This is a genomic window from Bradyrhizobium sp. USDA 4454, from assembly GCF_054822705.1.
In genome coordinates this window covers 835,989-854,647 of record NZ_JBTRCN010000001.1, presented here as the reverse complement: position 1 = coordinate 854,647, position 18,659 = coordinate 835,989, and the positions used below count along the sequence as shown (strand labels likewise).

Annotated in this window: 14 protein-coding genes and 2 pseudogenes; 5 read left to right on the top strand and 11 right to left on the bottom strand. The window is 64.4% G+C overall.

Annotated features, from left to right (window positions below; translation table 11 throughout):
- Positions 1-38 precede the first annotated feature (38 nt).
- Positions 39-1,250, top strand: coding sequence for a cytochrome P450 (locus tag ACVIW0_RS03885; protein ID WP_461351125.1), 1,212 nt, complete (start codon positions 39-41; stop codon positions 1,248-1,250).
- A gap of 25 nt (positions 1,251-1,275) precedes the next feature.
- Here the strand turns inward: ACVIW0_RS03885 and ACVIW0_RS03880 are convergent.
- Together ACVIW0_RS03880 and ACVIW0_RS03875 are read right to left on the bottom strand one after the other, a co-directional pair.
- Positions 1,276-5,374: pseudogene (locus ACVIW0_RS03880) on the bottom strand (ATP-binding protein).
- Positions 5,375-5,534: 160 nt separating this feature from the next.
- Positions 5,535-6,348, bottom strand: a pseudogene (locus ACVIW0_RS03875) (response regulator).
- 267 nt (positions 6,349-6,615) lie between these two features.
- Here ACVIW0_RS03875 and ACVIW0_RS03870 point away from each other — a divergent pair.
- Both ACVIW0_RS03870 and ACVIW0_RS03865 read left to right on the top strand, forming a co-directional pair.
- Positions 6,616-6,819 carry a NepR family anti-sigma factor gene (locus ACVIW0_RS03870; protein ID WP_018269610.1) on the top strand — a complete coding sequence of 68 codons (204 nt, stop codon included), beginning with the start codon at positions 6,616-6,618 and terminating at the stop codon, positions 6,817-6,819.
- A complete protein-coding gene (locus tag ACVIW0_RS03865; RefSeq protein WP_016847265.1) occupies positions 6,819-7,367 on the top strand; it encodes a sigma-70 family RNA polymerase sigma factor in 549 nt (182 codons plus the stop codon). The genes ACVIW0_RS03870 and ACVIW0_RS03865 overlap by 1 nt, the downstream gene beginning before the upstream one ends.
- A 92-nt stretch (positions 7,368-7,459) precedes the next feature.
- Here the strand turns inward: ACVIW0_RS03865 and ACVIW0_RS03860 are convergent, their stop codons facing one another.
- Positions 7,460-10,363: an EAL domain-containing protein gene (locus ACVIW0_RS03860; protein ID WP_461351124.1), complete on the bottom strand. Its 2,904-nt coding sequence runs from the start codon at positions 10,361-10,363 to the stop codon at positions 7,460-7,462.
- Between the two features lie 212 nt (positions 10,364-10,575).
- Between ACVIW0_RS03860 and ACVIW0_RS03855 the strand changes: the two genes are divergently transcribed.
- Positions 10,576-10,941: a methylamine utilization protein gene (locus tag ACVIW0_RS03855; protein ID WP_461351123.1), complete on the top strand. Its 366-nt coding sequence runs from the start codon at positions 10,576-10,578 to the stop codon at positions 10,939-10,941.
- 20 nt (positions 10,942-10,961) lie between these two features.
- On the opposite strand, the gene ACVIW0_RS03850 is transcribed toward ACVIW0_RS03855, so the two are convergent.
- Positions 10,962-11,945: a hypothetical protein gene (locus tag ACVIW0_RS03850; protein WP_461351122.1), complete on the bottom strand. Its 984-nt coding sequence runs from the start codon at positions 11,943-11,945 to the stop codon at positions 10,962-10,964.
- A 334-nt stretch (positions 11,946-12,279) separates the two neighbouring features.
- On the opposite strand from ACVIW0_RS03850, the gene ACVIW0_RS03845 reads away from it, so the two are divergent.
- Positions 12,280-12,441 carry a hypothetical protein gene (locus ACVIW0_RS03845; protein ID WP_461351121.1) on the top strand — a complete coding sequence of 54 codons (162 nt, stop codon included), beginning with the start codon at positions 12,280-12,282 and terminating at the stop codon, positions 12,439-12,441.
- A gap of 54 nt (positions 12,442-12,495) precedes the next feature.
- On the opposite strand, the gene ACVIW0_RS03840 is transcribed toward ACVIW0_RS03845, so the two are convergent.
- The 7 genes from ACVIW0_RS03840 to ACVIW0_RS03810 all read right to left on the bottom strand — a co-directional run bounded on the left by ACVIW0_RS03840 (position 12,496) and on the right by ACVIW0_RS03810 (position 18,634).
- Positions 12,496-13,524, bottom strand: a complete 1,029-nt coding sequence (locus ACVIW0_RS03840; protein ID WP_461351120.1) for a cytochrome-c peroxidase — start codon at positions 13,522-13,524, stop codon at positions 12,496-12,498.
- 176 nt (positions 13,525-13,700) lie between these two features.
- On the bottom strand, positions 13,701-15,362 hold the full coding sequence (locus tag ACVIW0_RS03835; RefSeq protein WP_461351119.1) for a CHASE domain-containing protein: 1,662 nt from the start codon (positions 15,360-15,362) through the stop codon (positions 13,701-13,703).
- A 412-nt stretch (positions 15,363-15,774) separates the two neighbouring features.
- Positions 15,775-16,413, bottom strand: a complete 639-nt coding sequence (ureG, locus tag ACVIW0_RS03830) for an urease accessory protein UreG (RefSeq protein WP_461351118.1) — start codon at positions 16,411-16,413, stop codon at positions 15,775-15,777.
- 153 nt (positions 16,414-16,566) lie between these two features.
- The gene (locus ACVIW0_RS03825) at positions 16,567-17,304 is read right to left on the bottom strand and encodes an urease accessory protein UreF (protein WP_461357236.1); all 738 of its coding nucleotides are present in this window, start codon (positions 17,302-17,304) and stop codon (positions 16,567-16,569) included.
- Positions 17,285-17,914, bottom strand: a complete 630-nt coding sequence (locus tag ACVIW0_RS03820) for an urease accessory protein UreE (RefSeq protein WP_461351117.1) — start codon at positions 17,912-17,914, stop codon at positions 17,285-17,287. The genes ACVIW0_RS03825 and ACVIW0_RS03820 overlap by 20 nt, the downstream gene beginning before the upstream one ends.
- A 7-nt stretch (positions 17,915-17,921) precedes the next feature.
- Entirely contained in the window at positions 17,922-18,221 is a 300-nt protein-coding gene (locus tag ACVIW0_RS03815; protein ID WP_461351116.1) for a putative quinol monooxygenase, read from the bottom strand.
- Between the two features lie 113 nt (positions 18,222-18,334).
- Complete coding sequence (locus ACVIW0_RS03810) at positions 18,335-18,634, bottom strand: putative quinol monooxygenase (RefSeq protein WP_461351115.1); 300 nt, start codon at positions 18,632-18,634, stop codon at positions 18,335-18,337.
- Positions 18,635-18,659: the final 25 nt, after the last annotated feature.

The window sequence follows — 18,659 nt, the reverse complement described above, 5'->3', positions numbered from 1 at the left end:
CTATGGTCAATTAACTGATCACAAGACGGGAGGATGCAATGAGCGCGCTTGTGAGCCCGCTTGCCCGCGACGTTGTCCGCAGCGATTTCGATCCGTTCAGCCCGGTGACGCGGGCTGACCCCTACGGCACGTATGCAGAGCTCCGCGCCGCGGCGCCGGTCGTGAACCTGACGAAGTACGACATCTGGGCAGTGCCGCGCTTTGCCGAGGTCAAGACGATCTTCGGCGACCCCATCAATTTCAGTAACGCCGGCGGCGCCGGGCTTGCCAACCATTTCAAGGAAAAGCCGTGGCGGCCGCCGAGCATCATCCTGGAAGCCGATCCACCGCTGCACACAAGGACCCGCGCGGTGCTGGCGCGGGTGCTGTCGCCCGGCGCGATGCGCAAGCTTGCCGAGGACTTCAAGGCGACCGCTGTGCGGCTGATCGACGGGCTGGTCGAGCGCGGCTCGTTCGACGCCATCAAGGACATCGCTGAGGTGTTTCCGGTCAGCGTGTTTCCCGACGCGCTCGGCATCGACCAGGAGGGACGCGAGAATTTCCTGACCTATGGCGCCATGGTGTTCGCCGGCTTCGGGCCGGAAAACGATTACTTCCGTGAGTTGATGAAAGAGGCCCCACGCGTGCTGCCATGGGTCGCGGCGCGCTGTCAGCGGGAGGCGCTGCGCCCGGGCAGCTTCGGCGCGCAAGTCTATGACGCGGCTGATGCCGGCGAGATCAGCGCGGAGGAAGCGCCGCTTCTGGTGCGCTCGCTGCTCTCGGCCGGGCTCGACACCACGATCAGCGCGATCGGCATGGCGCTTTACACGCTGGCGCGCCATCCCGGGCAGTGGGCATTGCTGGCCGCCGATCCGTCGCTGGCGCGCGCAGCGATCGACGAGACGCTACGCTTCGATTCACCGGCGCCGTTCGTGTTCCGCACCACGCCGCACGACACCGAGATCGCCGGTGTGAAGATCGGCAAGCACGAGAAGGTGCTGTTGCTGCTCGCCTCCGCCAACCGCGACGAGACGCGCTGGGAGCATCCCGACCAGTTCGACATCACGCGGCGGCTGTCCGGGCACGTGGGCTTCGGCGTCGGCATCCATGGCTGCGTCGGACAGATGGTGGCGCGGCTGGAGGCGGAGGCCGTGATCGCAGCGCTCGCGAGCCGCGTGAAGCGATTCGACATTGCAGGCCCGACGGCCTTCCGCGACAGCTCGGGCCTGCGCGCGCTCAGCACGCTGCCGGTCCGCGTCACACCGAAGTAGTTTCGAGCAAGCGCCGGCTCAACTGCTAGATTCCGTCCAGGACCTCGCGGACCTTGGTCGCCAATTCGTCGATCGAAAACGGTTTTGGCAGCAGATTGGTGCCGGGATCAAGGATGCCGTTGTGGACGATGGCGTTGCGGGTGTAGCCGGTGGTGTAGAGCACTTTGAGGCCCGGGATGCGCTCGCGCGCTCGGACTGCGAGATCGTGGCCCGACATGCTGGGCATGACCACGTCGGTAAACAGCAACGCTACCGAAAGTCCGCCGTCGAGGAGTTGCAGGGCTTCGTGGGGATTGGCAGCACTAACCACGGAGTAGCCGAGATCCCGGAGTGCCTCGACGGAAAGGCCACGCACACGATCCTCATCCTCGACCACCAGAATCACCTCGTTCTTCTGACCGCGATACGAGGTGATCGGCGCACGCCTGACAAGGTCTGGGCCAGCTTCACCACGGTACCGCGGCAGATAGATCTTGACGGTCGTACCGACCCCGATCTCCGAATAGATCTTCACATGGCCGCCCGACTGGCGCACGAAGCCATAGACTTGGCTGAGGCCGAGTCCAGTCCCCTTGCCGACCCCCTTGGTGGTGAAAAAGGGATCGAACGCCTTGGCAATGACCCCATCGGTCATGCCGCCGCCGTTGTCCGCCACAGCGATCATGACGTACTGGCCGGGCGGAATCGAATATGCTTTCGCCGCGACCTCGTCGACATAGCTGTTGGCGGTTTCGAGCGTGAGCTTGCCGCCACCCGGCATCGCATCGCGGGCGTTGACGCAGAGATTGAGGATGGCGCTTTCGAGCTGGCCGGCATCGGCGCGAACCCGCCACAGGCCCGCGGCCAGCACGGTTTCGAGACCGATGGTCTCACCGAGCGTGCGCGCCAGCAACTCGGCCATGCCTGATATCATCTTGTTGCTGTCAAGCGTGACCGGCGCGAGCGGCTGCTGACGCGAGAAGGCAAGCAAGCGTTGGGTGAGGCCCGCGGCGCGCTGTGCGCCATCGATGGCGGCCTCCACGAAGCGTTCGACATCGCTTTCGCCCTTCGCAAGCTTGCGCTGGATCAGATTGAGGCCGGCGATGATCACCGCCAACATGTTGTTGAAGTCGTGCGCGATGCCGCCGGTCAGCTGGCCAACGGCCTCCATCTTCTGGATCTGCCGCAACTGCTCTTCGGCCTTGGTTCGCTCCTGCACCTCTTCCGCGACGCGCTGCTCCAGCGTCGTGTTGAGGGCCTGCAATGCGGCTTCGGCGCGGCGGCGCTCGGCGACCTCGCGCTCGGCGGCCTGGAACAGCCGCGCGGTATCGATCGCGGTCGCCGCCTGCGCGGCGATACCGGCGATCAGCCGCTCTGCACGATCGCCGAAGACACCCGGCTCAGGGTGACCGAAGAACAGGCCACCCAGCACCTCGCCGGAACGCGACACCACGGGTGCGGCAAGATAGCTCCGCACCGGCAGATGCCCCTTCGGCATCCCGTAATGCGGATCGTTCTTGCCGTAGCGCGGATCGTTCAGGATGTCGTCGGATCGCACGATCGCATCGCCGTTGAAGGTCGGCGCGAACACCGCCGTGTTGCGCGGCATCGGGAATCGCGAAAACGCTTCGCGTGGAACGCCAGAAAGAGTGTAGAGCATATAGCTCTCACCCTTATCGTTGATCACGTTGTAGAAAAACGAACCGAACGCTGCACCAGTCAATTCGGTCGCGGCGTCGGTAACGATCTGAACGGCGCGATCTAGATTCAGCTCGCCCGCCACCGCGCTGCCGACCTTGTTCAGCAGCTCGAGAACGTGAGCTTCCTCCTCCAGCAGCAAGGCACGTTCCGATCGCGTGGCAGACAGTTCAAGGTTGGCTGCCACGCGCGCCAGCAGCTCGCGCGCGCTGAACGGCTTGACGAGATAATCGTCAGCGCCGACCTGCAGGCCCTCGACCCTCGCCTCTTCACCGGCGCGCGCCGACAGGAATATGACCGGAAGCCCCTTCAAATCCTCGTCGGAGCGAAGCGCATTGAGCAGGCTGATGCCATCGAGCCGCGGCATCATGATATCGCTCAGCACGAGATCGGGGCGCCGCCGCCATGCCGCGTCCAGCGCGGCCTTTCCATCTTCGACCGCTTCGACGTCGTAGAGCGGCGCCAGCAAGCGGCGGACATATTCGCGCATGTCGGCATTGTCGTCGGCAAGCAAAATGCGCTGGCGGCGTCCGGAGGCGGTAGGCGCGGCCAACCCAAGATCCTCGGGCGAGGACGGATCAGGCCGGTCGTCGGTGCCGCTGCCGTCCAGCCATCCGAGCGCCTCGTCGAGATAGGCCTGGGCACGGACGCTGCTGCGCTCGGCCGGCGCCGTCGTGTTGATCTGATCGGCGGGAAGATGATCCGTTCCGAACGGGAGGGTGATGGTGAACGAGGTGCCGCGGTCAATCTCGCTTTCCACCCTTATCTGGCCGCCATGCTGCTTCACCAGCTCCCGCACCAGCGCAAGACCGATGCCGCTGCCCTCGAAAGAGCGGCCGCGCGCGCTCTCGACGCGCTGAAACCGATCGAATATGTGCGGCAGCGCTGACGCTGGAATGCCGGTCCCCGTGTCACCCACGACGATCTCGGCCGCAGCACCGTCCGGCGAGGCCTTGATGGAGACCGTAATCTTTCCATCGAATGTGAACTTGAACGCGTTCGAGAGCAGGTTGAGGACGATCTTCTCCCACATGTCGCGGTCGACATAGACGGGTTCCGGCAGTGATTCGGTCTCGATCACGAGACCCAAACCGGCCTTTTCGACAGTCGAACGAAAGCTCGAGGCGAGGTCCGACGTCAGCGCAACAAGGTCGACGGCCTCGTATGTGGCGGTAATCCGACCCGCCTCGATGCGCGCGAAATCCAGCAGCGTGTTGACGAGCTTCAGCAGGCGCTGACCGTTGCGGTGTGCGATGTCAAGCAGCGAACGCTGCTCTTGCGGTAGATGCTTGTCCGCCTTGGATATCAGTTCCTCGAGTGGGCTCAGCATCAAGGTCAGCGGCGTGCGGAATTCGTGGCTGACATTGGAGAAGAAGGTCGTCTTGGCGCGATCGATCTCGGCCAGCGCCTCAGCGCGGCGGCGCTCCTCCTCGTAGGCCTGGGCATTGTTGATGGCGGCGGCAATCTGCGCCGATACCAGCCCGAGAAAGCTCGTGTAGCGTTCGTCGTAAAGGCGGAATGGATTGAGGCCGGCGATCAGAAAGCCCGCGACCGCATCACCGGCGGCAAGCACCGGGAGGATGACGGCCTGCTCCGGCGCCTTGCGCCAGCCGCCGGATGGAAAATCGAGACCGAACAGATCTTTCAGGTTCCGCACCAGCACGCCGCCGCGGCCCGTCTGAGCCTCGGCGACCGGCCACGCCTCGCTGCCGTCCAGCGCGAGCTGCGTCTTCACCCCCGATATGATGCCGATCGATGCCGCTGGTCGCCGCCAGCCGCGCCACCTGCTCCTGCGGATCGTTCAGATAGATCATCGCAAAGGGCAGATCCCGGGCATCGGTCGCAAGCGCCGCGGCGCTGCGCTCACACGCATCATCGACGCTTCGCGCCGCGGCCGCGCGGCTGGCAAGCTCGCGCAACAGCGAGAGCTGCCGCTCGCTGATGACGCGCTGCGTATCGTCGGTGTTGGCGCAGAAGATTCCCGCGGGCAAGCCATCGGCATCCGGGATCGGGCTGTAGGAGAACGTGTAGTAGGTTTCTTCCGGAAACCCGTTACGCTCCATGATCAGCAGTTGGGCCTCGACATAAGTGCCTTCACTCCCTCCCATGGGCTTGCTTAAAAGCGGAGCGATGTCATCCCAAATTTCGCGCCAGACGACGCGCGTCGGCTGTCCAAGCGCCCATGGATGCTTGCCGCCGATGATCGACTTGTAGGGATCGTTGTAGAGAAACGTCAGATCGTCACCCCAGCCGATCCAGATCGGCTGCTGCGATGTGAGCATGATGCGCACGGCGGTCTTCAGGCTGTCCGGCCACGCCTCGGGCGGTCCTAGGGGAGTGCTTGACCAATCCAGATTCTTGATGAGTCCCGCAAGCTCGCTGCGGCCGATGAAGAGGCGCTCGGTGAATTCATCACGAGCAGCAATCGGGGTTTGCAATATCGACACAATGACTCCGCCACGCCCAAAACAATAAGGAGCAAACTCGTGTCGATGATCTCCGTTCCGCAACAGCAGGACGCACCCGCCCCGGTTGAACCACCTAAAACAAAAAACCGGCGTACCTTTCGGTACGCCGGCCGCATTTTGCCTCTTGCGTAAACTCAGCTCATGCCGAGGCCGCACGCGGCGCGCGGTTGCGCGAATTGCGCTGGAAGAACAGCGCCTGGCTCGCTACCGCCGACACCATCGCCGGCTGGAACGGTTTCGAGATCAGGAACGCCGGCTCCGGCCGCTCGCCGGTCAGGAAGCGCTCCGGATAGGCGGTGATGAACACCACCGGCACCTCGAAGGTCCGCAGCAGCTCGTTCACGGCATCGAGGCCCGACGAGCCGTCGGCGAGCTGGATGTCGGCGAGGATCAGGCCGGGCTTCTTGTTCTTGGCGAGCGCCACCGCATCGGAATGCGTGCGCGCGACGCCGATCACGTTGTGGCCGAGATTCTTCACCAGGCTCTCGAGATCCATCGCGATAAAGGTCTCGTCCTCGATGATCAGGACGTCGGTGGCGATCTCGGCGGCCATCTCGCGGCCGGCGGCGTCGGTCAGCTTGCGCGTCTCGGCGATATCGGTGCCGAGGATGTAGCCGACCTCCTCCTCCGAAAAGCCTTCCAGCGACAGCAGCAGGAAGGCCTGCCGCGGCAGCGGCGTGATGTTGGAGAGCCGGCGCTCCGGCGGCAGCGACAGCGTCGCCACGTCTTCATTGTCGTTGTTGTTCACCGAGACCGAATTCCAGATCTGGGGTGAACAGCCGAAACAGACCGGCGCGCGGGCCATGCGTCTGGTCCAGCAATGATCCATCCTGCAACAAGGCCTCGAGCATGGCCCCGACATAGGCGTCCCCCGACGCCTGGTTTCCGGTCAGCGCGCGCGCGTAGCGGCGCAACAGCGGAAGGTGCTCGGCAACGATCTGCGATCGGGACATTCCCACTCCATCCTTCTTCGTGAGGCCACCGGCCTGAAACCCGTTGTCTGGGGACGACAGAACCCAATTCCGGGGCGGCCCCGTCTCCCCTGCCTGGCCGATTACGCGCGAAGGCCGGAAAAGTTCCACGAAATAGTTCCAGCCTTCCGGAACTTTATCCGCAACTTCGCATTAGCTCGTGACCGACGAGGCAACGCGGCCAGCTCTATTTCGAGGAAACTTCTTGGAAATCAGAGACTTAACTCCCGGGGAAGCGTGGATCAGATCATGAAGGAAGTAAAGAAGCAGGGCGGTCTCAACGCCGAGATTCAGTCGAGAATCGGCCACCAGCTGCGCGCCATGTACGATGACGTGGTGCGGCAGGGGGTCCCCGACCGCTTTGCGGAGCTGATCCGCAAACTCGACGGCCCCGAGGCCGCCGCTGCGGCCGTGGCCGGGGGCGATACCGACAAGAACAATGGAGGGGACTAATGCCTCTCACGAATGAACTCCGCGACGACATCCTGGCGTCGGTGCCGAGCTTGCGTGCCTTCGCGATCTCGCTATCCGGCAATGGTGACCGCGCCGACGACCTCGTCCAGGAGACCCTACTGCGTGCGATCGCCAATATCGACTCGTTCCAGCCTGGCTCGAACCTGCCCGCGTGGCTGTTCACCATCCTGCGCAACCTGTTTCGCTCCGACTACCGGAAGCGGCGGCGCGAGGTGGAGGACGCCGAGGGCAATTATGCCAAGACGCTGAAGAGCCAACCGTCGCAGGCCGCGCATCTGGAGTTCGAGGAATTCCGCGCTGCGCTCGAAAAGCTGCCGCAGGACCAGCGCGAAGCGTTGATCCTGGTCGGCGCCTCCGGCTTCTCCTACGAGGATGCCGCGGCGATCTGCGGTTGCGCGGTCGGCACCATCAAGAGCCGCGTCAACCGTGCGCGGTCCAAGCTCTCCGCGCTGCTCTATGTCGACAGTGCCGAGGATTTCGGCCCGGACAACACCGTGCGCGCCGTGATCGGCGGCAATGGCGGGTAAGCGAGACCCGCGATCAATCAAAGAAAAGGCGGCCCCGATCGGGCCGCCTTTTTGATTGGGAACGGACCACGTTGACGCGATTGCCGGGCGCTTCAGCCCGCCATCGCCTTCCTGGCCGCGGCCGGCTTGAAGCCGTTTCTCAATTCGAGGATCTTGGCCGCGATTTCGGTCACCGGGACCGGATGACTGAACAGGAAGCCCTGCGCCTCGTTGCAGCCCTCGGCCCGCATGTGATCGAGCTGCTCGACGGTCTCGATGCCCTCGGCGATCGTGGTCATGCCAAGGCTTCTGCCGAGGCTGATGACGGCGCGGACGATCGATTTCGACCCATGCGTCGCGGTCGCGTCGCGCACGAAGGACTTGTCGATCTTGAGCTTGTCGAACGGGAAACTGCGCAGATAGCTCAGCGAGGAATAGCCGGTACCGAAATCGTCGAGCGCGATGCGCAGCCCCTGCGCCTTCAGCTTGTGCAGCGTCGTCATCGTCTCGTTGCTGTTCGCGAGGAAGACGGATTCGGTGATTTCGAGCTCCAGCCGGCGCGCCGACAGTTTCGACGCCGCGAGCGCGTTGACGACGACGTCGATGAAGGCGGGATCGCGAAACTGGACCGCGGAGACGTTGACCGCGAGCTTCATCTCGCTGGGCCAGGTGACAGCCTGCTCGCAGGCGCGGTTGAGCACCCATTCGCCGAGCGGGCCGATCAGGCCGATCTCTTCCGCGATCGGGATGAACTGGTCCGGCGGCACCAGCCCACGCTTGGGATGATGCCAGCGCAGCAGCGCCTCGAAGCCGCAGATGCGGTCGAGATGGAGATCGTAGAGCGGCTGGTAGAACAACGAGAACTCGTCCTTGACCATCGCCTCGCGAAGGTCGAGCTCGATCGCGCGGCGCCGTTGCAGGCTGGCGTCCATCGCAGGCTCGAAGAAACGCCAGGTGCCCCGCCCTTCCATCTTGGCGCGGTACAGGGCGACGTCGGCATTCTTCAATAGCTTCTCGCCGGTGGCACCGTCGCCGGGCGACATCGAGATGCCGACGCTGCATCCGACCACGACGCGATGCCCGTTCAGCTCGTACGGCGCGCCGACGCATTCCACGACGCGGCGGGCGAGGCGTTCGGCCTCGTCACCGCTCTGGACGCCGCACTGGATCACCGCGAACTCGTCGCCGCCCAGACGCGCGACGGTGTCGACCTCACGGACGCAAGCGTTGAGCCGGTCCGCGACCGCGCACAGCAGCTCGTCGCCGACCGGATGCCCGAGCGTATCGTTGACCTGCTTGAAATTGTCGAGGTCGAGGCAGAACACCGCAAAGCCAAGTCCGCGGCCGACCTGAGCGACCGCGAGCTCAATCCGTTCGGCCAGCAGGGTCCGGTTCGGCAGCTTGGTCAACGCATCGTGCCGGGCCATGAACGCGATTTGCGACTCGGCGCGCTGCTGTTCGGTGACGTCCTCGCAGGTGACGAGCCAGCCGCCATCGGTCGTCGGCCGTTGCGCGATGGCGATGATCCGCCCGTCGCTGAGATGCTGCAGATAGTTGCCGTCGTGCTGGGCCATCGATCGATCGCGCTCGGCGAGCAGGTCTGCGACGGTCCGCTCGCCGTGATTGCCGGCGGCGACGCTCAGCTCGAGCACGTCGTCCATGGTCATTCCGGGAACGACGAGCTCCGGCGAAATATCGAAGATTTCGCAGAACCGGCGGTTGGCGACCTGCAGCCGCGCTTCGCTGTTGTAGAGGCACAGGCCCTGCGACATGTGCGTGAGCGCGGCATCGAGCCGCAGATTGGTCTCATGCAGCTCCGCCTTCTGCTGCTTCAGCGCGGAGATATCGCTGTAGACCAGGACGACGCCGCCCTCCTGGGTCTCGCTGCGGCTGACGCGCAGCCAGCGTCCGTCCGACAGCCGGGCTTCGCTCGCGAAGCCGTCGATCTCGCCGTCGGCCGGCGCCAGCCGCGGCGCGTCGACCGACTGCAGCAGCTGGGGCGAGAGGCGGATGAACTCGCTGGCGCGCGAATTGGCCAGCGCGATCTGGCCATCGGCATCGAGCAGCACGACGCCTTCGCGCGACGTCTCGAGCGCATCCGACAACCGCGCCTGCGCCGAGCGGCGTTGCGAGACTTCCTGATCGACCATCCGCCTGATGTTGTCGCGCATGGTTTCCATGGCGGTCAGCAGCGTGCCCAATTCGTCGGTGCCGCCCTTGGGGACCGTCGCATCGAGGTCGCCGCCGGCGATGCTGCGCGCGGCCCTGGAGGCGATGGCGACGGGGCCGATGATCCGGCGCGCCAGCAGCCATGAGAACAGCGCCGACAGGAACAGCGCGACGGTCAGCCCGGCGACATTGAGCTGCAGGTCCCGCTTGATCGTCGAGAGCGCCTTTTGCCGGAAGAGAAAGCCGTCGCCGGCCGTATAGTTGACCAGGAGTTCGACCTGCTGGCTGACGATCTTGGAGTAGCGATCGACGTCGCCGACCGTCGCAGCCGGTCCCTGCGGATCAGCCGCCGGCTGTCCGTCGACCGACGGCCCGACCGCCCGGCGATGCAGCGCCATCCAGGCGTCGGCAGCCTCCTGCACCTTGGCGGCGGCTTGCGCGGCCCGCGCGGACTGCGAGCGGTCGGCTGCGATCGTCAAATCCTCGGAGAGGGTCTTGGCGAGCGTTTCAATCTGGCTGTCCAGACTGGCACGGATCTCCGGATCCGTGGTCAACAGGCGCTGCGACGAGGCGACCCGCATCGAGGCGAAGTCTGCGCCGGCGGCGCGGGCGTAATTGATCGACATCAGGGATTCGTCGAATGTCTTCGCCACCAGATCGCCGGCGTGACGGATCCCGAGGATGGAGTATCCGCCGAGCGCGACCGCAACGGCGCTCATCGCGAGGCAAAAAATCAGGATCTGGGTCCGGATCGACCCCGTCGTCAGGGCAAGACGCGAGAGCCGGCCGGTGGCGAACCGGAAGGCCGCACCGCTCTTCACTTTGAGGTTGCCCGATAGGCTATCCATGCCCGCGTTTCGCCGTGTGCTCGATACTCAAGCTACGCAGAAACGCGCAGCGCTGCGGAAAAATGACTGTCTGCTCAAAATTGCTTTAGTAGTGACTGCAACTCATGCTGAAATCGTTAAGATCAGCTGGCGATAATCGGTCTTACAGGTAATCCGGGACGCACCAATTGCACCCTAGAGTAGCCGGTATTGGAGTTCCAAGCGGGGGTCTCATGCAGTCAGGCTTGTCGCGCGCCCTGCGCCTCGGCCAGGTCGGCAGCGTGCCGATGGTGGTCGCGATCATCACGGGAGCGCTTGCCGGAGCCGCTTTGGGGGCGGCTCCCCAGGTCATTTCGCAGAAGGATCGTGAATTCAAGCCCGCCGAGATCTCGATCAAGCGCGGCGAGGTTTTACGGTTCATTAACGATGACGGCGAACTGCTGCATCACGCTTATTTGAGCACCGACACCTTCAGTTTCGACTCCGGCGACCAGCAGCCGGGCAGCAAGTTCGACGTCACCTTCACGGTGCCCGGCGACTACACCGTGCTGTGCGGCATTCATCCGAAGATGAAGCTCGCCGTCCACGTCGCCAAATAACCGCCTGACGCCGCGACGATCTACAGGATCGTGGTCCTGAACAGCGCGGCGTGGCCGAAATAATAGACGAACAGCGTCAGCGACAGCGCGGCACAGAGCGCGACCGGACCAAGCCACGGCGCGCGGCGATCGCGCGGCAGCACCTTGTTGTCGGCGGCAATCGCAACCAGCACGACGATGATCGCCGAGTGTCCGATCGTGTCGATCTTGCCGAACTCGAAACACGCGCTGATGAACATCCCCGTCAGCACGGCGGCAGCGCAGCGCCGGATCAGCGGCGTCCAGATCAGGGCAAAGGCGAGCGTGAACTCCACCATGCCCGCGGCGCGCATATAGAACTCATTGTCGAAGCCCAGCGTCATCGGGGCGTGCTCGATCAGCAGCGGGAAGCTCCATTCCGGATAAGCCCATTTCTCGATCGAGGCCCACATCAAAGTCACCGCCGCGGCGTAGCGCATCACGTCGATCGGCCGGATTCCAAACAGATCCTTGCTCAGTCCGATCAGCGCCAAATAGGCGGCAACACCCAGAAAAATCGGGTAGTCGGCGAGATGGAAAACGCCGTAGCCGCGGACGCCGATCCCGAACAGGATCGCCATGCCGACGGCCGACAGCGGCAGCGTGCGCCGCGACAGCATCCCGGCGGCGATCGCAAGCTGCAATGCGCCCACATAGGGTGACGTCGTCTTCAACTCGGGCGTCAGCAGGATCCCGCCCACGGCCCAGATCGAGATGAAGAAGAACGCGACCACCGCGCGCATCATCAGCTCGGTGCGCAGCCGCAGCGGCTCGGTGATGCGGTCCAGCGCCCGGATCGTCGCATCCCCGAGCGACGTCGGCTCGATCATGCAGCCTGCGAACAGCCAGAACACCGCGATGCCGAGCAGCAGTTCAAAATCGAGGCAAAGGACGTTCTCGAGTCCGCGGGGCTGGCCGGCGACATCGTAAGCACAAAACCATTTGACATGTGCCTCGGCACTGCGCGCGGCTACGACGCAAAACAAAACCGCTGCAAGGCACGTGGCGAAAAAGGAGCGTACAGCCGAGCCGGCAGCATGCTCCCGCCCATTAAACATTGAACCAACCGCCCACACACACAGACACGCTTAAGGACTTGCACGCTTAAGGACTTGTTTAACTTATATCAAATTTTACAGTTTGCGCCTGCCCAAGACATCCGCTGGTTGCATTGTGGTTAATCACGGCGGTCCGCCCCCAGCCTGCCCCTCAGTGCGGCGCTTTTCAGCCGGTTCCATCGAATTTTAGCTAATTCCGGCACGGGGGCTCAATCCAACTGTCGTAGTGAAACCCGGACAAATCGGATCGGAGGCCGGTTAGATGTTCGGAGTGCTGAGTGTCGTCAGTATCGGGGTGGGGTCCGCCCTCGCCTATGTGACGAAATCGTCCCTGTCGCGGACGGAAACCCTCGAGACCTGCGCGGGCGCGTTCCTCATCGTCGGGCTTGGCCTCCTGGGCGCCGCTCTGCCGCATCTCGCCTGAGGAGCCCTCTTCGCCGGCCTTGTAACGCTTGGATCGCTTACCGCTCGGCCGCGCTCAGCGCGGCAATTTCGGGATCCCCGCCACCGGCGGGTCCGTGGCGGTCAGAGTTTGCAGGAAGGCGATCAAATCCTTCTTCTCGTCCGCCGTCAGCGACAGCGGCTTGATGTCGGGCGATCGGCTCGGCCGTTCGATCCCGCCTCTGTTGTAGAGCTCGATGACATCTTCCAGCGTCGCGACCGATCCGTCGTGCATGTAGGGCGCCCGGCGCGCGACGTCGCGCAATGTCGGGGTCTTGAACGCATATTTCAGCTTCGCCGAGGTCGGAAAGTAGCGGCCGCGGCCGATGTCGTGGCCCTTGGCGGTGCCGATATCCTGGAAGGATCCGTCGGAGAAGGATGGGCCGCTGTGGCAGGACGAACAACGTCCCTTGCCGTTGAACAGCTCGAAGCCCTGCTTGGCTGATGCGCTGATCGCGCTTTCATCACCCTTGATCCAGCGGTCGAACGGCGCCTCGCCCGCAATGATGGAGCGCTCGAAGGTCGCAAGCGACTGTTCGATCCTCGGCCGCGTGATCGCGCCGTCGCCGAACGCGCGGGCAAACGCATCGACATAGCCTGATATCGCCGACAGCCGCGCGATCAATTCCGGCTCGGTCATGTTCAGGTTCATCGGGCTCAGGATCGGCCCGAACGCAACGGATTCGAGATCCCTGAACTTGCCGTCCCAGCCCAGCGGCTCGAAGAAGGCCACGTCGATCAGGGTCGGCGAACGGATCGGCAGCCCCTTCGGATCCTCGCCGATGGCGCGCGGCAGGCCGTCGGCCCAGGACAGGCTCGGCTTGTGGCAGCTCGCGCAGGCGTGCGTCTTTGACCGCGACAGCAGCGGATCGAAGAACAACATCTGCCCAAGCGCGGATTTCGCCTCCGAATAGGGATTGCTGCTCGGGAAGGGAACGACGTCCGGCCGGCGATAGCTGGCGCGAATTGTCGCCGGGTCACGCGGCTCCGTCGCCGGGGTCAGGGCAAGCGACAGCCCGACCGGCAGTACTGCAGCGAGCAAGGTCAGGCTGACCCAAAGCCTCATCGGCGTCCTCAGACGGTATCCTGCTCGGTATATGCCGAAGCATGTTCAACGAAGTTTTAACGGTGCGTTGCCGGCGATTACGGAGGCGGGCGCAGTTCCCGGCGTATTCCCATCAGCGTGATTACGCTCAATCCGCGCAGCGATCGAGCCGCACAACCTCAGGCGGCCGCGTACGGCTATTTCTTCACCGGACGCAGCGGCGCGGAGAACTGCTCGGTACGATCACGCTCGGTCATGTCGACGACGGTGTCCATCGGCGCGGTCAGCTCGTAGACATAGGAAACGTCGGTGAAGTAGCGCTTCGCGGTGCCGCCGAGCGCTTCCGGCGCGACGCGATCGAGCAGGATCAGGCCGAAGTCGCTGTCGGCCCGCCGTGTCGCCTGGCTGGTGTTGAACTCCTCCCAACGAAAATGGAAGGTCGCCTCCGCATCCTCGCCGAGCACCTCCCAATTGGCGACGATATGCGGATGCTTGCCGACCAGCGACAGGCCCTCGTCGGAATGCGAGGCGAGCTCGAAGAACAAAAGCGACAGCGATTGCGCGGCGCGGGCGCTGACGGTGATGTCAGGACCGTTCACCGCGATCCGCTCGGCATGCGGGATCGCGCGCGCTTCGAACAGGCCCTTCAGCTTGACGCCCTGCCACTGGCTCTCGCTGAGCAGCGTGACGACGTTCGACATCGCATGGATGCGCCCGATCAGGAGCTCGCGCGCGACGTCGATGTCGGCGCCGTGCCGCAGCGTGCGGGTCACGATCGACTGGATCACGGCGAGGATGTTCTTGACCCGGTGATTGAGCTCGTCGATCACGGCGGTCAGCCGGCGCTCGAAGCCGATCCGGACCTCGATCTCGCGGCTGAGGCGCAGATTGTTGTAGGCGACATAGCCGAACAGGCCGCAGACGATGCCGGTCAGTGCGAGGCCGATCGCCGCGACGATGGTCGCGGTCTGCTGCGCCCGCACCGTGGCATTGCTCTTGGCGTAGTAGTCGAGCGACCAGTCGCGGCCGCCGAAGGTGACCGTGCGGACCATCGATGGCGTCGGTCCGTCCTGGCGCACCGCGCGCGAGGTGACGATGCCCTGCTCGTTGGCGGTGAACTCGTCGTTGGAATCGCGCGGATCCTTCAACGCCACCGCGAACAGCGATGTATCGTCGTTGGTCAGCATCAGCGACGACAGCTCGTATGAAAACGTGATGAAGCCGGCCGGCTCGGAGGCGCCTTCCTGGAACACCGGCGCGGCGAGCACGACGCCGACCGGGCCGTTCTGCCGCAGCAGCGGCACCGGGTCCGAGGCCACCGGCTTGGCGTTCGCCATCGCTTTCGCCAGCATCGGGCCGACCACCGAGTGACGGTCGAAGGCGCGACCCGGGATGCTCAGGGTCTCCGGGTTGCGCGGCTCGACGTCCATCAGCACGTTGATCGGCTTGTCGAGCGCCTTGAGGTCGAGCGCCTGGTCGTCGAAATCGCGGATCGTGGGATTGGTGAAGCCGGCGGCCTTCAGCTCCGCCTCGGCCGCCGTCAGCTCGTTCGGCTTGAGCCGCGCGATCCAGGCGGCGACGACGAAGTCGGTCTTGAAGGCGTAGATCGCCGAGCGCAGCGGCTGCAGCATGTTGGCCTTGACCATCGACGGCGTCCGGAACAGGCCCGAGGCGACCCGCGCCAGCAGCTCGCGCTCGGTCAGGCGGTCCTGCACCAGGCTCGCATGGACGTCGATCGCCCGCGCCAGCGCGATGCCATCGATCGCGAGCTCCTGGTCGTGCACCCGATAGGCCGCAAGACCGGAGAGCAGGACTCCGATCAGCGCAATCAAGGCAACGATGAAGCCCAGTCGAACCACACGCTTACTCGGCAATCAGGGGGTGGCGAAAGGGGACTGAAGGCATCTGGCTTCTGCGGGGGCGGTGACAATTCAGGATGCGAAGAACGCCAGCCGCAGAGGAATATGGAATAGCGATCATCGGTACGCAACAGAAGCCGGTCGGCAGCATTAACGACGACGCCACCCGGCGGTCTTTGGCGGCGCCAAAGGTTCCTAATCGTCAAAGTTGGAAATTGTTCCGGCGATTGCGCAGCTTTTTTGCGGCGGCCCGGCATCCAGCCAAGTGCGTCACCGTCATCCTGAGGAGCGCGCAGCGCGTCTCGAAGGATGAACGGCCCGGCTGGTGGTGGCGGTGCACCCTTCGAGGCTCGCTCCGCTCGCACCTCAGGGTGACGGGGAGAGAGCGGAGCCCCGCCACAATGATTAACGGCTACCCCGCCTTGCCCGCCGCCTGTGACCGAAGGCCGCCCTTGGTCTCGATGAAGCTGATGATGCGGTCGAGGCCGTCGCTTGTCTTCAGATTGGTCATCACGAAGGGCCGCTCGCCGCGCATCCTCTTGGCGTCGGTGTCCATCTTCTCGAGCGACGCACCGACATGGGGCGCGAGGTCGATCTTGTTGATCACCAGCAGGTCGGACCGCGTGATGCCGGGGCCGCCCTTGGAGGGGATCTTGTCGCCGGCGGCGACGTCGATGACGTAGATCGTCAAATCCGCCAATTCCGGCGAGAAGGTCGCGGCCAGATTGTCGCCGCCGGACTCGATCAGGACCAGGTCGAGATCGGGGAATTTGGCCCGCATGTCGGCGACCGCGGCGAGGTTCATCGAAGCGTCCTCGCGGATCGCGGTGTGCGGGCAGCCGCCGGTCTCGACGCCGGCGATGCGGTCCGGCGTCAGCGAGCCGGAGCGCACCAGAAACTCGGCATCCCATTTGGTGTAGATGTCATTGGTGATCGCCGCGATGTCGTAGCGCTCGCGCATCGACTTGCAGAGCAGGTCCATCAGCGCGGTCTTGCCGGAGCCGACCGGACCGCCGACGCCGACCCGCAGCGGGCCGTGAGAAGTGGGCATGTGATGTGCTCTCTCCGTTATCGTCGTCCCGGCGCAGGCCGGGACCCATTACCACCGAATTGAGTTGTTGCGCGAAGCTGGGGCCGCAGACTTGCATAACCACGAAGGCCGGTGGTTATGGGTCCCGGCCTTCGCCGGGACGACGGTGAACCATCATGACCGGAACAGCCTCGTATACTGCGTCTCGTGACGCAGGCTGGCGAGGTCGGCGCGGAAGGTCGCGCTGCCGAGATCGTCGAGCGTCGCCATGTCGGCCCGCGCTGCGGTCGCGGCAACGATCGGCTCGAGATCGGCCAGCACGCGCTGGCTGTCGGTCTGCCCGAGCGGGATCAGCCGGCTGCCGGCGGAAATCCAGTTGGAGAGCACGGCGTGCAGGAAGGCATGCAGCGACGGCGCCAGGCGAATGCCGTGCGCGGCGCTGACGATGCCGACCGCGATGGGATAGACAATCACGCCGTCGCAGGCTGCAACCATGACGTCGAGCCCGGGTGAATTCCAGGCGGCGCGGGCGATCTCGATGAAGGCGCGGCCCTGCGTCGTGGTCTCGAGTTGGCGCTCGCGCGACGGCACGAAGGCGGCGGCAAGCTCGGCGACCACCCTCAGGGCGGCAGGATCGGGCTCCGACGCCGCGCGAAAACTCTGCGCGAGGAACACGGCGTCGCAAAAGCCGCTGCCATCGCTCAGCATCGCGGAGAGCCAGCCGCGCAGCGATGCGGCATCGGTGATGTCGCCGGCCTCGACCGCCCATTCGATCCCGCTGGAATAGGCGAACGCGCCGACCGGAAAGGACGGCGACAGCCACGTCATCAGCCGGTACAGCGCGGCCGCCTCGTCGTCCGCCATCCCGCCGCGCATCGCGGCGGGATCAGGCTCATTTGTGGTCATGAGCATGGGAGTGGTCGTGGTGATGATGGGCATGCTCGCAATGCTCATCATGGTGATGGTGGTGATCGTGGTGATGCCCATCACTGTGGTGATGTCCATGATCGTGGTGGTGACCATGATCGTGCGCATGGCTGTGGGCGTGATCGTGGCCGGCATGAGCGTGCGCGTACGCCTCGGCATGCGCATTCTCGGCATAGGCGCCGCCCTCGGGATCGAACGGGGCTTCGATCTCGATGACGCGGGCCCCCAACCCCTTCACCATCGCCTCGATCACGTGATCCCTGCGGATGCGCAGGCCCTTCGGCATGATCTGCGTCGGCAGATGGCGATTGCCGAGATGCCAGGCGACCCGGATCAGATGATGCGGGTCGCTGCCGCGGATTTCCACGAGCGGCTCGGGGGCTGCGACCACCTCGACGAGGCGGCCGTCCTCCAGCACCAGCGCATCGCCGCCGCGCAACGCCGTGGCGTTCTCGAGATCGAGCAGGAATTCGAGACCGCGCGTTCCGGTCATCGCCATCCGCCGCCGGTGCCGGTCGTCGAAATCGAGCACGACTGTGTCGGCGGCCGCTTCCTTGAAGCGATGTTGTCCCAGGACCTTGGTTGCGCGGATCATCGCTGCCTCAGAGCTTCTGAACCTTGCCGTCGCTGATGATCTCGATCACCGTCGGCCCGGTCTTCATGTCGGCGGAATATTCGCGCCACACCTTCATATGCGGCGCCTTGCTGTGCGCGGTGAGGTCGTCGCGGGTTTCCCAGCGCTCGACCACAACATACAGATTGGGATCGTTGACGCTGACATGGCCTTCATAGGAGAGGCAGCCCTTCTCCTTGTGGGTCTCGACGATACAGGCCTTGTGTCCCTTGATGAAGTCGTCCCTGCTCTCCGGCTTCATCGGCGTGGTGGCGATGACGTAGATCATGATGATTCTTCCGTTCTTGCTCTTTTCTCAAGCGCGACGATCGCGCTTGAGGCCTTTTCTTTTTTGCGCATGATCCTTTCGGAAAACCGCTTCACACTTTTCCGGATCATGCTCTAGCGGACGTCGACCTTCTCGGGCGTGATCACCTCGATCTTCGGCGGCGCCGCCATGCACTTCACCGCGACCCGGCCGAAGGTCTTCATGTGCTCGGCGGTACGATGCGGCACCAGCACGTCGGCATTTTCCCACTGCTCGACGAACACCATCTTGCTGTGATCGGTGACGCTCTCATGCAGATCGTAGGCGATGTTGCCGGGCTCCTTGCGGGTTTCCTTGATGCAGGCCGTCGCCGCAGCGATGAATTCGGCTCGGGTCTCAGGCTTGATGGTCAGCGTAGCAACGACGTAAATCACGGAAATTCCTCCCGGTTTCTCTTTT

Excerpts from the sequence above, each read along its gene's own strand:
- ACVIW0_RS03885 (WP_461351125.1), top strand. The coding sequence starts at position 39 with ATGAGCGCGCTTGTGAGCCCGCTTGCCCGCGACGTTGTCCGCAGCGAT.
- ACVIW0_RS03870 (WP_018269610.1), top strand. The coding sequence starts at position 6,616 with ATGAAGGAAGTAAAGAAGCAGGGCGGTCTCAACGCCGAGATTCAGTCG.
- ACVIW0_RS03865 (WP_016847265.1), top strand. The coding sequence starts at position 6,819 with ATGCCTCTCACGAATGAACTCCGCGACGACATCCTGGCGTCGGTGCCG.
- ACVIW0_RS03860 (WP_461351124.1), bottom strand. The coding sequence starts at position 10,363 with ATGGATAGCCTATCGGGCAACCTCAAAGTGAAGAGCGGTGCGGCCTTC.
- ACVIW0_RS03855 (WP_461351123.1), top strand. The coding sequence starts at position 10,576 with ATGCAGTCAGGCTTGTCGCGCGCCCTGCGCCTCGGCCAGGTCGGCAGC.
- ACVIW0_RS03845 (WP_461351121.1), top strand. The coding sequence starts at position 12,280 with ATGTTCGGAGTGCTGAGTGTCGTCAGTATCGGGGTGGGGTCCGCCCTC.
- ACVIW0_RS03840 (WP_461351120.1), bottom strand. The coding sequence starts at position 13,524 with ATGAGGCTTTGGGTCAGCCTGACCTTGCTCGCTGCAGTACTGCCGGTC.
- ureG (WP_461351118.1), bottom strand. The coding sequence starts at position 16,413 with ATGCCCACTTCTCACGGCCCGCTGCGGGTCGGCGTCGGCGGTCCGGTC.
- ACVIW0_RS03825 (WP_461357236.1), bottom strand. The coding sequence starts at position 17,304 with ATGCTCATGACCACAAATGAGCCTGATCCCGCCGCGATGCGCGGCGGG.
- ACVIW0_RS03820 (WP_461351117.1), bottom strand. The coding sequence starts at position 17,914 with ATGATCCGCGCAACCAAGGTCCTGGGACAACATCGCTTCAAGGAAGCG.
- ACVIW0_RS03815 (WP_461351116.1), bottom strand. The coding sequence starts at position 18,221 with ATGATCTACGTCATCGCCACCACGCCGATGAAGCCGGAGAGCAGGGAC.